The 15,318-nt window shown below is 70.6% G+C and carries 11 protein-coding genes; 7 read left to right on the forward strand and 4 right to left on the reverse strand.

Annotated elements, in window-relative coordinates:
* Positions 1–51 precede the first annotated feature (51 nt).
* Both ACIBEF_RS27915 and ACIBEF_RS27920 read right to left on the reverse strand, forming a co-directional pair.
* The gene (locus ACIBEF_RS27915) at positions 52–2,403 is read right to left on the reverse strand and encodes a VWD domain-containing protein (protein ID WP_396796187.1); all 2,352 of its coding nucleotides are present in this window, start codon (positions 2,401–2,403) and stop codon (positions 52–54) included.
* Positions 2,400–3,002: a hypothetical protein gene (locus ACIBEF_RS27920; RefSeq protein ID WP_396796189.1), complete on the reverse strand. Its 603-nt coding sequence runs from the start codon at positions 3,000–3,002 to the stop codon at positions 2,400–2,402. The genes ACIBEF_RS27915 and ACIBEF_RS27920 overlap by 4 nt, the downstream gene beginning before the upstream one ends.
* A 185-nt stretch (positions 3,003–3,187) precedes the next feature.
* Between ACIBEF_RS27920 and ACIBEF_RS27925 the strand changes: the two genes are divergently transcribed.
* The 3 genes from ACIBEF_RS27925 to ACIBEF_RS27935 all read left to right on the forward strand — a co-directional run bounded on the left by ACIBEF_RS27925 (position 3,188) and on the right by ACIBEF_RS27935 (position 4,837).
* Entirely contained in the window at positions 3,188–3,994 is an 807-nt protein-coding gene (locus ACIBEF_RS27925; RefSeq protein ID WP_396796190.1) for an SAM-dependent methyltransferase, read from the forward strand.
* Between the two features lie 315 nt (positions 3,995–4,309).
* Positions 4,310–4,576: a Scr1 family TA system antitoxin-like transcriptional regulator gene (locus tag ACIBEF_RS27930; protein ID WP_396796229.1), complete on the forward strand. Its 267-nt coding sequence runs from the start codon at positions 4,310–4,312 to the stop codon at positions 4,574–4,576.
* 69 nt (positions 4,577–4,645) lie between these two features.
* A complete protein-coding gene (locus ACIBEF_RS27935) occupies positions 4,646–4,837 on the forward strand; it encodes a DUF397 domain-containing protein (protein ID WP_396796191.1) in 192 nt (63 codons plus the stop codon).
* A 70-nt stretch (positions 4,838–4,907) separates the two neighbouring features.
* Here the strand turns inward: ACIBEF_RS27935 and ACIBEF_RS27940 are convergent, their stop codons facing one another.
* Positions 4,908–7,712 carry a M14 family zinc carboxypeptidase gene (locus ACIBEF_RS27940; protein WP_396796193.1) on the reverse strand — a complete coding sequence of 935 codons (2,805 nt, stop codon included), beginning with the start codon at positions 7,710–7,712 and terminating at the stop codon, positions 4,908–4,910.
* A 168-nt stretch (positions 7,713–7,880) separates the two neighbouring features.
* Between ACIBEF_RS27940 and ACIBEF_RS27945 the strand changes: the two genes are divergently transcribed.
* The 3 genes from ACIBEF_RS27945 (at position 7,881) to ACIBEF_RS27955 (ending at position 12,825) form a co-directional block, all read left to right on the forward strand.
* Entirely contained in the window at positions 7,881–8,264 is a 384-nt protein-coding gene (locus ACIBEF_RS27945; protein ID WP_396796195.1) for a hypothetical protein, read from the forward strand.
* A gap of 195 nt (positions 8,265–8,459) precedes the next feature.
* Positions 8,460–10,553 (forward strand): hypothetical protein, encoded by a 2,094-nt coding sequence (locus ACIBEF_RS27950; RefSeq protein ID WP_396796196.1) that lies wholly within the window; start codon positions 8,460–8,462, stop codon positions 10,551–10,553.
* Between the two features lie 10 nt (positions 10,554–10,563).
* Positions 10,564–12,825, forward strand: a complete 2,262-nt coding sequence (locus ACIBEF_RS27955; RefSeq protein ID WP_396796197.1) for a hypothetical protein — start codon at positions 10,564–10,566, stop codon at positions 12,823–12,825.
* Positions 12,826–12,900: 75 nt separating this feature from the next.
* Here ACIBEF_RS27955 and ACIBEF_RS27960 read toward each other — a convergent pair whose 3' ends face one another.
* Complete coding sequence (locus ACIBEF_RS27960) at positions 12,901–14,226, reverse strand: glycoside hydrolase family 18 protein (protein ID WP_396796199.1); 1,326 nt, start codon at positions 14,224–14,226, stop codon at positions 12,901–12,903.
* Positions 14,227–14,372: 146 nt separating this feature from the next.
* Here ACIBEF_RS27960 and ACIBEF_RS27965 point away from each other — a divergent pair, with 146 nt between their 5' ends.
* Positions 14,373–15,257 carry a bile acid:sodium symporter family protein gene (locus tag ACIBEF_RS27965; protein WP_396796201.1) on the forward strand — a complete coding sequence of 295 codons (885 nt, stop codon included), beginning with the start codon at positions 14,373–14,375 and terminating at the stop codon, positions 15,255–15,257.
* The last annotated feature ends 61 nt before the right edge of the window (positions 15,258–15,318 follow it).

Below are 15,318 nucleotides of genomic sequence, written 5' to 3' on the forward strand. Positions count from 1 at the left end.
GCCCCCGACCGATGCCCGGTCGGGGGCGGGCTGGCGGGGTGGCCGGCAGGCTCAACCGATCTGACGGACCGTGACCGTCGCCGAGCCGGTCTCGTCGGCCCACGGGTCCAGCACGAGCGTGTACGTGCCGCGCTTCGGCAGCGGACCCGCCTCGAACCGGCCGGTCCCGCCGACGATGCAGCCGCTGCCCGTCGGGTCGCCGTCCGGGCCGGTCAGGAGCAGGATGCCGCACCGGTCAGGCAGGCTCCCGGCAGTCACCTCGACGGTGACGCGACGACCGGCGTCGGCGGTGAACCTCAGCCGGCTCACCGCACCCGGTCTGCTGACCGTGAGGGTGGCGGCTCGGCCGTCCGCGACGCTGTCGGCCGCCTCGTCGTGAGCGTCGCGTAGCCGTACGTCCGCCGAGCCGGTGTCGGTGGCGGTCCCGTCGACCTCCAGCACGTACCGGCCGGTGGCCGGCAGGACGAACCCGTCGACATGTCCCTGGCCGCCGATCACGCAGCCGCTGGTCACCTGTTCACCGGCCGGGTCGCGCAGGCGCAGCAGGTTGCACCGGTCCGGCACTGTGGCGTCGGTGACCTGGAGGAAGATCTTCTGACCGGCGCGGCCGTCGAAGGACAGACGGCTGACCGCGCCGGGTTGGGCGAGCGTCGCACGGACCGGGGGGCCGTCCAGCGTGAGCGTCTTCTCCTCGTCGGTCACCGTAACGACCCGTACGGATGCCCGACCGAGGTCGGCATCCCACGGATCGAGCACCACCTGATGGTCGCCGGTGGCCGTCAACGTGGTCGTGTCGATGAAGCCGGCGCCGGAGATGACACAGCCGGTCGCCAGTTGGCGGCCCTGCGGGTCGAGCAGCAGCAACACGCCGCAGCGATCCGGCACGGTGGCGGCGGGCACCTCCACGAAGATCTTCTGACCCGCACGGCCCGGCACCTTCGTCGAGGCCGTGGCGCCGGCCCGGGTCACCTCCAGCTCGACATCACCGGCAGCGGGCACATCGCGCTGCGCGCGGGCGGCGTCCTCGGCGAACGCCACCTGCCCGGTGAGGCCGACGTCGAGCACACAGTCGGCGAAGATCTGCGGGTCGGTGACACCGGCCCGCCGGCAGAGCAGTTCGGCGGTGGCTCGGTTGGGCAGGTCCCCGACGGTGAGCAGCCGGTCCGGGAACCGCCGGTCGGTGAACGTGCCGGTGTTCTGCCCCGGCTCGTAATCGAACAGCGACCGTTGCGCCTCGACGCGCCAACTGTCGGCGAAGCCCGGGTACAGCGCCTCAAAGGTGGGCGGCTGCGCCACCCGCTTGCCGTTGCGGACCGTCAGGTCGTCACCGGGGTCACCGTCATGGTCGCCGAGCAGACCCTGCAGCGTCCCGGCCCAGGCGGTGGGCGCGCTGACGCTCACGCTCAGCCCCCACACCCCGATCGGCTGCGCGGTCAGTCGCGCGCCGCCCGGCCACTGCACTGTCACAGTGCCGTCTCCCCAGGTGGTGACGGTGCCACCGCGCGGCAACTTCACCCCGTCCGGAGCGGACACCGGCGCGGCGCCGTTCACCCGGACCGCAGGACCGTCAGGTGTGACGTACACGCCGACCCGGTCACCGGCCACCCGAGCGGCGACTGCCGAGTTGACGGCCACCACCGAGCTGGCCGGGAACATCGTCTGTCGTACCTGGACCTCGAAACCGTCGGTCGTCGAGCGGGTCAGGACGAACTCACCGGCGGCCTGGAAGTCGTAGCGCAGACCGTCGTAGGTGAGCAGGTGCGGGTCGCCGTTGCTGTTCGCGCACCGGTAACCCTTGCCGATCACCGAGATCGAACAACCACCACCACCGGGCGGTCGGGGCCTGGGCTGGTCGCAGTCCTTGCCGTTCGACGGCAGCTTCATTCCGCCGTACGACGGGCGCAGCGGCACCCCCACGGCCTTGCGGTACGCGTTCTCCGCCAACACCGCGTGCACCTCGGCGGGGTCCACTGTGCTCGCCTGCTGACCGCCCTGCGTGCAGAACTGGCCCCGGTCGGTGTCGTTCACCTCATCGAGGGCGTGGTTCATCTCGTGGATGAGGGTGGCGCACTGGTCCTCAGTGAAGCCGGCGCCCTCGTCGTTCAGCTTCCGCCCGTCGTTCTCCGGCACCCAGTTGATCTGCACGTCGCTACCCGGGACGTACGTGGTGGTGCTGCTCTCCGAGCCGAAGATGGGTCTGCGCACCTTGATCGTCTTTCCGGAGCGTTCCAGCTCGTCGAGCACGGCACCGTTGCCGGAACCGCGGATCTGGCCGACGCAACCCGCGTACTCCGCTTGCAGGTCGCTGTTGACGCTGACCACGGCGGACGCCGCCTGAGGGGCGACGAGCACCAGCACTGCGGCAAGAACCACGCCCGTCCGGACCGCGCGCATCCCGGTCATCCGCCCCTCACCTCGAACGCGATAGTGCCCTGCTCGGCCGTCGCGGCGCAGGCGTCCGCCGGCACACCGCGCAGCGGCGCTCGCAGGTAGCCCAGGACCAGCCGGTACGCCCCCGGTTGGTCGACCGGCCACCACGTGACGGTGGCCCCGCCCCGCCCGTCCGGCGCGGAGGTGGTCAGCGCCGCGCCGACCGGGCTCTGCGGGTCGCTGCCCAGCGTCAGCTCCACCGACCCACGCGGGGGCACCCGTACCAGGTTCTCGATCAGGTACGCGGTGAAGTCCCGGTAGTAGGCCGCGCCGCCGGTCGCGGGAGCCACCGCCGTTCCGTCGCGGGTGAACGACATGACCGTCACCGCCCCGTCCGGCACCCGACTGAGCTGGCACTCGGCGTCGCGGTTGTTGACCAGCCTCAGCCGCAGGCTGATCTGCTCACCCGCCCGGTACGACGGCTGCGAGGCGCTGACCGTCAGGCCGACGGTCGCCGTGCCGCTGGTCGGTGTCGGTGACGGACGCGACCGTCTGCACCCGGCCGTGGTGACCAGCAGCAGTAGGGCGAGACCGCCGGCGAGCACCACCGTCCCTGCGCGGGGTACGCCCATGGGCCGCGAGCCTCCTCCGGGTGCCGACGGTCGGCACAGATCCCGGCCAGCCTGCGCCCAGGGTGCCGCGAGCGCTGTCGTGATCCGGCCCGGTGGATGTCCGCTAGCCGACCCGGAGGGCCGAAAATCGATCATCGCGGGCGTTATGCTGCGGGACCGGACAGCCGGGGGAGAGGTGGTCGATCATGACGCAGTCGCAGTCGCAGTCGGAGGCAGCCCTGCAACCGGACAGGCCGAACGCGGCGCGGATGTTCGACTACTACCTCGGCGGGAAGGACAACTTCGCCGCCGACCGGGCCGCCGCCGAGATGGTGTTGCAGGTGGCGCCGTGGATGCCCGAGGCTGCCCGGCAGGGCCGTGACCTGATCGCCCGGACGGTCCGGCACCTCGTGCAGGAGAGGGGCATCCGACCGATCATCGACCTCGGGTCCGGGCTGCCGACCCGGGACAACGTCCACGAGATCGCGCACCGCATCGACCCGGACGTGCGGGTCGTCTACGTCGACAACGATCCGGTGGTCTGCGCGCACGGCCGCGCGTTGCTCGCCGGCTCGCCGTCGGTGTCGGTGGTCCAGGCCGACCTGCGCGACCCCGAGCAGGTGCTCGACCACCCCGAGATCAGCGCCGCGATCGACCTCGAACGCCCGGTCGCGGTGCTGATGATGTTCGTGCTGCACCTGGTGCCCGACGAGCAGGACCCGCAGCGGATCGTGGCTACCTACCGCGACGCGCTCGCCCCCGGCAGCTACCTGGCGCTGTCGCACGCCAGCACCGACACGCACCCCGACCTGATGGCCCGGATCTCCGCGATCTACGCGCGAGCGAACAGCCCCTTCGTGCCGCGGAGCCACGCGGACATCTCCCGGTTCTTCGGCGACTTCGTCCTGGAGTCGCCCGGGCTGGTCAACATGTGGCCGTACGCCGAACCGCCGGCCACCGAGGACCCACAGGTCGCCCGCACCGGCTACAGCGGCGTCGCCCGCAAACCCTAGGCCGGCCTGGTTCGCTCGGGCTGATCTACCGTTGCGGTCTGTTCCACACGACGCCGATGTCCGCCCTGGCAACCGGCGTGTGCGGTGTTGTCCCGAATGGACAGGCCGGCTCGCCCGCCACCGCCTGCGCCGCCGCCCCACCACCAGATCTTGGACAGTTTCCGTTACGTCGTAACGGAAACTGTCCAAGATCTGCCCAGGCCACCGGCGCGAATGCCGCCGCCGCGTTTCGGGTCCTCTCACCTGCCGCGCCGATGGTTACACTTCGCTGGGTAGGTAACTACGCTCAGGCAGTGCTCGCCGGTTCGGGGCGAGCTGACGAAGCGTTCCGAGCGCACGGCGACGCAGCTGAGGTGCTTCCAGCCGAGCCTCGTTCCGGGCCTGCTCCAGACGGAGAGCTACGGCCGCGCCGTCATCCGGTGCAACGACACGCTGAGCGACGAGGTCGAGAAGCGGCTCGCGCACCGGATGGACCGGCAGGAGACCCTCACGAAGGCGAACGCCCCGCACTTCGTAGCCGTCATCGCCGAGGCGGTGCTCCGCCGCGCCCGCGCGGACTTCCGCGACATCATGGCAGGGTAGATCAAGCAGTTGACCACCCTCGCGGAGCGACCGGCAGTCGCTGGATCTGATGAAGGAAGTGGTGACGTCATGGACCTGATCGACGCTACGTGGCGCAAGTCCACCCGCAGCGGCTCCGGCGGCGGTAACTGCGTCGAGGTCGCCGACAACCTGCCGGGCATCGTGGGCGTGCGGGACTCGAAGGACCCCGAAGGTCCGGCGCTGGTCTTCGAGCCGTTGGCCTGGCGGGCGTTCGTCACCGAGGTCGTCCGGCGGTCGTGACCGAACCCCGAACGCGCCGAAGCGCCCGCCCCCAACGCGAGGGACGGGCGCTTCGCTGTGTACGGGTTGGTCAGCTGACCACCGACCGCAACGGCACCTTGGCGGCATTCAGCGCCCGTACCAGATCCCTGGCGAACGGGTGTTCGTCCACCTGGAGCCCCTGCGGGTTCGGGATCACGACGTACGCCGAACCGTTCTTCTCGGACGCCTGCGCGTCGGTGGTGAAGCGTTCGACGATCACCTGGGTGCGGGGCAGGTCGCCGGCCGCCACCTGGATGGTGATCGGCCGCCAGCCGCCGCCCAGATCCGGCGTCACCGGCGCGGCGGCGGCGCTGGCGCGCGCCGCGTCGACACCGGCCGGGCGTCGGGCGTCCGACGCGGCGGTCGCCGGGTAGAGCAGCGCGTTGGCGACCAGGTGCAGGCCACTTTCGTTGTACGCGCGGAAGAGCGGATTGAACGCGAACAGCACCGCCCGACCGGCACCGTTCGGTTCGTCGACGACGGCCGCCGTGCCCTTCAACGTCTCCGCGCCGACGGTGAAACCGTTGGCCCAGAAGGTGTCACCCGTTGGGTAGGTGAGCACGTTCGTCCCGGTGGTGCTCGGGGTGAGAATCGGGTCGCTGTTGTTGAACTCGAAGTCCTCCGCCGGGCGACCCAGCGCCACCGGGCTGTCCCGGTCGACGTCGACGCGCAGGTGCGAGCCGATCACCAGGTAGTCAGCGGGCTTCGTCTTCTCGGTGGTCGAGGTGAGCCCGGCGGCGCGGGCGACGCGCGTGCCCTCGTTGCGCAGCCCGAGGTAGGTGTGGCCCCGGCCGATCCAGTCGCGCAGGTTGGCCTGACCGGTGGCGGTCAGACCGCCGGTGGCGCTGCTGCCGTCCGGCACCAGCAGCACGGTACGCCCGGTGAACGCCTCGGTGTTGTCGTTGATGTCGGCCGTGGTGACCGGTGTAAGGTCGAGCCCCCACCGCTTGCCGAGCACGTAACGGGCCTCGCCGTGCGAACCGGAGGTGGTGGAGATGCCGGTGCCCTGGAACAACCCCACGTCGGGCAGGTCGAGGCGGGTGCCGGAGGGCCGGCCGCCCGGGGTGAGGGTGACACCGAGCCCCTTGGCCAGCTCGTCCACGGTTCGGCTCACCGCGGCGGCCGGGATGGCGACCCTGCTGGTCGTGAGGTCCCGGACCAGGGGTACGCCACGGCCGAGCAGGGTGAAGGTGAACTCCGCGGCGGCGGCCGAGTCCAGCGGGTACGTGTACGAGCCCCAGGGCCACGCCGCACCGGTGCGACCGCCGGAGACCCTGCGCACCAGTTCGGCCCTCGGCCGGACGGTGTCTGCGGTGTAGATGGTGTTGATGCCCATCAGCAGCGGGTTGCTCCAGGACGACACGTCGTAGAAGTACGGGAACGGGACGTACGGGTCCTCGCCCATGACGGCCTGGATCCAGTGCTTCTGCGGCTGGTCCATCGGAATCCAGTACGCGCCCTTGGGCACTGTCACGTTCGTGGCGCTGCGCCCGCCGAAGACCCGCGCGGTGGGCACCCGGGTCGCCTTCTGCACCTCGTACACCTCGACGTCCATCCGGCGTAGCCGCTCGACGAGTTGGCGGACGTCGGCGAGCTGCCGGTCGGGCAGCAGGAAGTACGAGCGGATGGTGAGGTCCGGCACCGGGAACTGCACCTCGTTGGTGGGCTGCACCACCTCGTTCGGCTCCAGGGTGCCCGCCCTGCCCTGGGCGAGCGCGTCGGTCCAGATGTCGAAGTAGCCGTCCAGCACCTCGCGCTTGTTCGCGGCGGCCCAGCCGAGCGTCGACCACTGGGTGTGGAACTGCTGCTGGACCCGGTCGGCCACCGCCGACGCGCTGCCCTTCTCGTACGTCATGCCGGCCGCGCCGAAGCCGGTGGTCGGCACGGTGTCGCCGTAGCCCATGAAGAACATGTCGTACGTGTCGTAGTTGAAGTAGCACTCGGTGGTGACGGTTTCGTCGCAGGCCCCGTTGAAGCCGAAGCCGGCCTTGTTGGCCTCGCCGATGCGGTTGATCCAGTCCACCGCCTCCCCGGCGATCTCGTGGTGGATCGGATCGGCGTTGGGCGGGAAGAAGTACTGCCGGCCGCCCATCTCGTGTGCGTCGATGAACACCTGCGGCGGGTAGCGGCGCAGCAGTTCGAGCTTGCCGTCGGTCTCCTGTTGGGTGCGGGCGAACCAGTCCCGGTTCAGGTCGAAGCCGAACTCGTTCTGCCGGCGGGTCGCGTCACGGCCGTCCGGGTTCTGGGTGGGGACGATGATGGTGACCAGGTTGTCGTTGCGCTGGGCGACAGCGCAGGACAGACCCGCGGCCAACTCGTACAGCGTCTTGAGCGCCGCGTCGGCGCCGCTCTTCTCTCCGCCGTGCACGTTCGCGGTGACCCAGACGATGGCCGGGCTGTCCTTCGCCGTCCGGGCGGCCGTTCGCGCGCTGGTCCGGCGCGGGTCGCGCAGGTCCCGGATGTCGTCGGCGATCTCGCGGAGCGCGGCGGGTCGGACGTGACGTTCGTTGGACACCACCGCGTACGGCAGCGGTTGGCCGAGCACACTGGTGGTCATCACGCCGGTCACGACCCGGTTCGAGGCGCGATCGACCGCCCCGAGGTAGGTCCGGACCTCGTCGTTGGTGACGACCCGCTCCTGTCCCGCGCCGAGCGGGAAGCCGAGCACGGCGTCCGGGGTGGGCACTGTGCTCAGCCGGGCGGTCGGGTCGCTGCTGCAGGGGGTGGGCCGGGCGGCGCTCGCGGCTGCCGGGCCGCTGAGCAGGGGAGTCATACCGAGCAGGAGCGCGATCGTGGCGGCGTTGGCCAGCCGCTTCGCAGGGAGGGTCCAGAACGGACGCGACGATGGGGCCATGTCTCGGGTTCCCGTCTTGGGGGAAAGCCTCGCAGTGGCCGGAGCCTATGGACGGGCGGACGCGACGGTCAAGCTCTGATCGACTTCGGTGACTGCGAGGGCTGCCGAGGGCCACGCCGGCTGGCAGGATGACGGAGTGGGGTTGGCCTTCGCCGGAAGGAGAAGACGTTGCCCGCGTCTCAGGAGACGATCACGCTGTCGGTCTGTCCGGATCTTCCCTCTGCCGATGCTCGACGTTCTCTGGGGTCCTGGCTTCGCGCCGAGGACCGGCTCCGTGACGGTGTGACCACCGCCGCCGCCGCGGGTGCCACCGACGTGCTGGTGGTCGCCGTCGACGGTGGCGGCGCCGTCATGGTGCTGGTGCAGGCGATCGCCGGCTGGCTGACCCACCGCCGCGACGACGTGACGGTGCGGCTCACCCGTGCGGACGGCTGGTCGGCCGAGTTGGACGTCCGCGGTGCTCGTGACATGGATCAGGTGACAGCGCTCATCGAGGCTGCGGTGCGTGCTCTGGCCGATCGCCGACCGACGGTCGAGACGAACGAGCGCTGAGCCGCTCCGACCCGAGCAGGTCGACCGGCTGCCCGCCCCCGACAGTCGTCGATGTACCACCCGCCCCGACGGTGACCGATATCGATCGCCGCCCGGTCGCCCGGCCGCGAGCTCCGAAGTGGATCGATGTCGGGTTCTCGACCCAGCGCTACCGCCCGAATCCCCTTGCCCGGACAGTGCACTGCGCCGGAGGAGGTGGGGAAGTTGGGGCAACCGACGGGCGAGACCGTCATGATCCGGGACTGGTTCAGTGTGCCGCGGGTGTCCGCCGGGAACCGGGCGGCGGTCTACGGCGCACGGACCCAGGATCCGCGGGTGGAGTTCGTCGCGCTGACCGTACGGTACTGGGTGGACGCGCACGCGACCCGCTCGATGACCCGCGACCGGGTGTTGCAGGCGATGACCGGCCGGATCTCCGCCGACAACGTCTGGGACCTGGTCGCGATGCTGGCGAGGCTCGGGCTGGCCGAGGAGTTCTTCGACCTGGCGGCCTCCGACGTCGACGCGGACGGCGCGTTCCGACGGTTCCTGCTCGGCCTCGACCCCGCGCTGCTCGACGCGATGCGCCACTACGCGGCCTGGAACGGCATCAATCCGAAGCTGTTCATCGACGGCTTCCTGGTGGGCGTCGGGGAGTCGTTGGCGACTGTGGTGGTCGACCTCGGCAAACTGGTGCAACTGGTCGGTCGGCTCCAGCAGGAGCAGTTCACCACCCTGATCGTGCTCACCGTGGACCCCCGGGCCGGCCTACGACGTCTTGCCGAGCAGGCCACCGTCGTCCGCGAGGCGCTGGCCGGCGTCGTGGCCGCGCTGGACCCGAGCACCGTGCCCGAGCGGCTGCTGACGCTCTGGCGCGGCTGGGCGACGGAATTCGGGCGGCACCTGGAGGATCTCGATCCGTTCGCCGCCGGCCGGCTGCTCGGCCGGATCGCCGGTGACCTGTTCCAGGTGCTGACCGGCCTGGTCCACCTGGTCCGGCTACTCGGTGGCGTGGCGGTGCGGGCCGCGATCCGGTACGTGCCGCTGCTGATCGTGGGCGCCCGGGAGGCCGCCGCCGAGGTCCGTCTCCTGACCACCCAGATCGCCGCGCTGCTCGTCGCGATCGGCCGGGCGGCACTGCTCGCCACGCCGCAGGTAGGCCTGGCGGTGCTGCGTACCCTGTTCCCCCCGAAGGTGCTCGACGCGTTGTTCCGGCAGGGCCGGGCGCTGCTCGTCGACGCCGAGCTGACCCTGACGGTGTTCAACCAGGCCGCGCACGCCGAGGCGTTCGCCGGGGCGGGTGCGGGCGCCCGGCTCAGCGCGCTGATCAGCGCCGACGGCAAGCCGGTCCTGATGGCGTGCATGTCGGAGACCGTGTCGTCGGCGGGTCGTGCGGCCAGCCGGGCGGAGCTGAACCAGGCGCTCGACGAGATCATCAAGCGGGTCGAGGACCTACGCGAGCTCAGACCGCCCAAGACCCCCCGCGACATCCGGGCCGCCGCGGTGCGGGCCGCCATCGCCCGTCAGCTCGAGCAGCGCCTGACCACCGTGTTCAACCGGGCGTTGCAGACCGCCGCGTACGAGGAGTTCCGCGCGCTGCGCAAGGCCGGGCAGGCACAACCGTGGCGGCTCGGCCAACAGGTTCACCGGCGGATGGCGGCCGAGACCGCCCAGTTGGTCGCTCGCTCACCGGGGTTGCAGCCGTTCGCGGAGAAGTCGCTCGCCACTGTCGTCGAAGCGGTCCGCGCGGCCAACCCGGAGCTGGCTGCGGCCCTGCGCGGCTCCGACGCGGTGTTACGGCAGACGGTCGCCCAGCTCCTGCTCAGCCACCCGGACCGGGACCTTCTGCTGCGTCTCGTCGGGTTCACCAGGAGCCCGGCCGCGGCCGGCGCGGAAAAGGCGTTGGCCACCCATCTCGCCGAGCGGTTCGGCTGGAAGGCGTCCACCACAGTCGGTGAGCTTCGCAGCGACCTACTGTTGGTCGATTCGGAGGCGGCCCGGGTCACCAACGTGGACTGGACCGCGTCGACGAAGCTGGAGCGTTTCGAGAAGACGTGGGGCACGGTCGCCGACGACCTCGGCGAGGCGTTCGACGGTCGCTGGGAGGCGATCGCGGACGCCTACCAGCGGGCCAGCAAGGGCGGGGTGCCGGCTGAGGTCGTCGCCGGCCTGGAGGAGCTGACGGCGCACGCGGTGCGGGAGACCGTCGTCCGGCAGGCCGCCCTCAGCCAGTTGTTTCCCGGGTTCTTCGTCACCTCGCACGAGATGACCTACCAGGGTCTGCACGCCCTTTACAAACTGCCACTTTAGAGGAGCACCGATGGGTGAAGTCGTCGTCGCCGAGGCGGACCTGGCGACGCTGGGGTTCAGTAACGCGCACTCCGACCGCTACGTCTACTCCAACTACTTCGTGCCGGTCCAGCTCACCTTCGACGACGGGCAGACGCCGCTGTTGCCCTTCTACGTCAAGCAGGCGTTGATCGAGGCGATGCGGTACGGCGGGCTCTCCCAGGACCGGCTGCCGCACCTGCTCAAGGAACTCGGTCTGTCGGAGCTGTGGAAGGCCAACGACATGGACGCCGCCGAGGCGGCGCTGCCGGGGCAGGACTCCGGCATGATCCACCGGGAGCCGCCGGCTCGGCGCCAGAGCATCCTCGGCGACCAGGAGGCGGAGTTCGTCGCCGGCCTGCTCCAGTCCGATGTGGGCATCGCGTTCCTCGACCGGACCCGGATCCGGCCGGTGGGCTTCGCGCTCGGCGAGCACGTCTACGCGTTGGCGCTCGCGCCCGGCGAGGAGGCGGTGCTGGAGCAGCGCACCTACACCAAGCGTGAGCTGACCCTGGAGGAGCAGGACGAGACCGAGAGGCAGACGGACGTCGAGCTGACCAGCGCGCTCACCACGGAACTGCAGGAGGGCTTCGAGCGGCAGAAGTCGCTCACCGACACGTGGGGGCTCAACGCCAGCCACACCGGCCAGTACACCAGCCCGACCGGCGTCTGGGGCACCTTCAACGCCAGCCACACGATCGGCTACACGCGCAGCGTGACGGCGGCCAGTCAGGAGACCAGCCGCCGTGCGGTGAAGGACAGTCAGACCGCCACCTCCAAGGTCGCCGCCCGCTACCGCACGCAGCACAAGACCGACTTCAAGTTGGTGAGCGAGACCGGCATGGAGTCGACCTCGAAGCGGACCGTCCGCAATCCCAACCGGGTAACGCCGATCACGCTGCACTACTTCAAGGTGCTGCAACGCCTGGAGCTGGCCCACGAACGGTACGGCGCCCGGGTGTGCTGGGCGCCGACGGTGAAGGACCCGGCGCTGGCGTTCGCCAAGAAGATCACCGACGGGCGCCAGCGGATCAGGGACAACGCTCTCGCCGCGCTGCCCACCATGCCGGTCAAGCCGGTGCGCCCCGCACCCGGCGTGCCGGCCGCCGTGGAGACCCGCACCATCCACTCCCCGGTGGTCACGCTCGACAAGTGGGGCTTCACCGGCGACATGAGCGCCGACTACGACATCGACGTCACCTTCGACAGCGGGTGGGAGTGGGACGGCGACATCGAGAGCATTCGGCAGAGCCTCAACCTGATCACCCGCCGGCCGCCGACGGGCATCGCGGCTCGGGTGGTCGGCGTTCCGGTGGTCACCGACGTCAACGGTCAGCCGGCACTGCGGGTACGCATCCACGTCGGCGCGGCCAGCTGGCTCGCCGGTCCCGGCGCCGACGTGCAGCTCGCCGCCACGTTCCGGCGTACCCCGACGCAGGTCGACCAGAATGCCGACGACGCCGCCTACAACGCGCTGGTGGCTGGCTATCTCACGGATCTGCAAGCCTGGCAGGACGCGCGCGACGCGGCGCTGGCGGCGGCCGAGGAGGCCGGGGACGAGTTCGAGGCGCGGCTGCGCGGCGGCTACTCACCGGTCAACGAGATGGTCTCGCAGATCGTCGAGGCGCACTTCCCGGCCAGTGTGCGGGACGAGGCGTGGGAGATCGACTTCTGGCACCGCGTCTTCGACTGGGAGCGCGCCTCGTTCGTGTCGTACCCCGGCTGGTGGTCAGCCGGTGACGCCCGTGCCCCCGAGCGCGACCCGAGTGACTTCCTCAACGCCAGCTGGGCCAAGCTCTACCTCCCGGTGCGGGCCGGTATGGAGCTTGCCGCGCTGCGGTGGATCTTCGGCAAGGCTGTGGCGACCCGGCTCGCGCCGGCGGTGGAGGAGCAACTGGCCGCGTTCGTCGACGAACTGGCCGCGTTCCGCACCAGTCACCTCGGCACCGGCGACGAGATGCCCGACCTGACCAGCGAGTGCCAGGAGGTGCCGGAGCGGGTCTACTGCCTTGCCAAGTGGGCCGAGCTGATGCCCACCGACGGCACTCACCTGGAGGTCGTGCAGGGTGCGACGACCGCGGCGGACGCGATCACCAGCAAGGAGATCACGGACGCGGAGGCTCTGCGGGCGGCACTGCTCGACGGCGAACTGCAGACCAACCGGCTCAAGACCAGGGCGTACGACCAGATGACCGGGGCCGCTGACGTCGACATCCACCTCGGCACGTCGGGTAACAGCAGCCCGACGGCGTGACGCAGTGACGGTTCGCCGCCGGCCCGCCGCCAGCCGAGGAGTCGGCCGGCGGCGGGCCGGGCGGATCGGGTAGGGCTACCAGGTCGTCAGACCGAGGCCGATCGTCTTGGTCAGCGTGGCGTTGTCGTCGTCGCCGTCGAGCGACCAGATCATCGCGCCGGCCAGGCCGGCCCGTCGGATGTAGAGCGTCTTCTGCAACACGACCGCCGGATCGTCGTACGTCCACAACGTCGTGCCGTCGAACAACCAGGCGTGTCCGGCGCGCAGGTCGCGGTGCACGGTGTAGCCGTTGCCGGCCAGGTTCTTGAGGTTCTTGTAGTCCTCGTACCCGGCCTCGAAGGTGGCCGGCGCGGGCCCGGTGGCCGGCTGGAACAGACCGTTGCCGCCGCCGGTGATGCCGGTCCAGCCGCGGCCGTAGTACGGGATGCCGAGCACGAGCTTGTCGCGCGGCGCTCCACGGGCGATCCACCCGTCGATGGCGACCTCGACGGAGAAGTCCGGGTTGTCCGGGGCGCCCGCCGGGACGCGTAGCGCCGACTGCTGGTTGGCCCGCGCGTCCCAGCCGCCGTGGAAGTCGTACCCCTGCACGGTGGCGAAGTCCAGGTACTTGAAGATCTTGCGGCCCTCGTAGCCGGCATCCATGGTGGCCGGGCTGGCCGGCAGGAACGCGGTCAGCGGGTGGTGCGCGCGGGTCGTGCGCCCGTACCCGTCGAGCTGCCGGCGGAACTCGGCGAGCAGCTTGGTGAAGTTCTCCCGGTCCTCCGGGCGGATGACGTTGCCGGGCTCACCGTCCGAGCCGGGCCACTCCCAGTCGAGGTCGATGCCGTCGAAGACGCCGGCCCCGGCGCCGGCGGTGGTGCCCGGCAGGTTGCCCTTGAGGTAGAGGTCGATGCAGGACGTGACGAACGCCTTGCGGGACGCGTCGGTGCGGGCCGCGTTCGAGAAGTACGTCGACCAGCTCCAGCCGCCCAGCGAGATCAGCACCTGCAGCTTGGGGTGCTTGGCCTTCAGCTTGGCGAGCTGGCCGAAGTTGCCGTTGAGCGCCTGGCCCGGGGCGTCCGCGACACCGTCGACGCTCTCCTCGGCCTGGACGGGGCGCTGGTAGTCGGCCCAGGCGTCGCCCTCACCCGGCCCGCCGTCGACGTAGCAGCGGCCGTCCTCGCTGACGTTGCCGAAGGCGTAGTTGAGGTGGGTGAGGCGGCTCGCCGCCCCGGAGGTTTCGAGCTTCTTGACCGGGAAGGCCCGGCCGTAGATGCCCCACTGGGTGAAGTAGCCGACCCGGTGGTAGCCGGAGCGTTCAGGTTTGGCGCCCGCGTTCGCGGCGGTCGGTGGGGCGGCGGTGACCAGCAGGGTCGTCAGAGCGACGACGGCGGTGAGACGGCGGTGACGGAATGGTCGCATCGGCACACTCCCACGAGACATCAAGCAGAATTAGTTAAGACACTTATCTGATTGATGAAGTTAAGCCGGTCACCGTCTGCGGTCAAGAGGCGTCCGCCCGCACGGGGGATTGTGAACGCGTTACCGGGTGGTAACGATGTTGTGCCATGGACTCCGCCTTGACTCTGATCGGACTACCCATCGCCCTCGGCATCATCATGCTCGGTCTGGGTCTCGGACTGACCATGGCGGACTTCCGCCGGGTGGCCCAGCACCCACGAGCCGCCGTCATCGCCCTGGTCTGCCAGGTGCTCGTGCTGCCGGCGCTCTGCTTCTGCCTCGTCCTCGCGTTCGACCTGGCACCCGAACTGGCCGTCGGCATGATGCTGCTCGCCGCGTCGCCGGGCGGCACCACCGCCAACCTCTACAGCCACCTGTTCGGCGGGCACGTGGCCCTGAACATCACCCTGACCGCCATCAACTCGGTGCTCGCCGTGTTCACCCTGCCGATCCTGGTCAACCTGTCGGCGGCGTACTTCCTGCCCGACGGCAGGAGCATCGGCCTGCAGATCGACAAGGTGCTCCAGGTCTTCGCCATCGTGCTCGTCCCGGTCGCGATCGGCATGCTCATCCGGGCGCGGATGCCCCAGGTGGCCGAGCGGCTGAACCGCCCGGTCCGGATCCTCTCCGTCGTCGTACTCGTCGCGGTGATCGCCGGCGCGGTGCTCGGCGACCGGGAGAACATCGCCGACTACTTCGTCTCGGTCGGCCTGGCCGTGCTCGCCTTCAACCTGCTCAGCCTCGCCATCGGGTACGGGGTACCGCGCCTCGCCGGCGTCGACCGGAGCGCCGCGACGGCGGCCGGCTTCGAGATCGGCATCCACAACAGCACCCTGGCCATCACGATCGCGCTCAGCCCGGCGCTGCTCAACAGCACCCAGATGGCGATCCCGGGAGCCGTCTACGGCATCGTCATGTTCTTCACCGCGGCGGCCTTCGGCTACCTGGTGACCCGCGTCGGCGCCCGGTCCGCCCCCGCCCTGACACCCTGACGGCCTGACGGCCGGCGCCCTGTCGCCCCGACGGCAGCCGTCGAGGCGACAGGGCGGACGG

This window comes from Micromonospora sp. NPDC050795, assembly GCF_044456785.1.
Lineage (GTDB): Bacteria > Actinomycetota > Actinomycetes > Mycobacteriales > Micromonosporaceae > Micromonospora.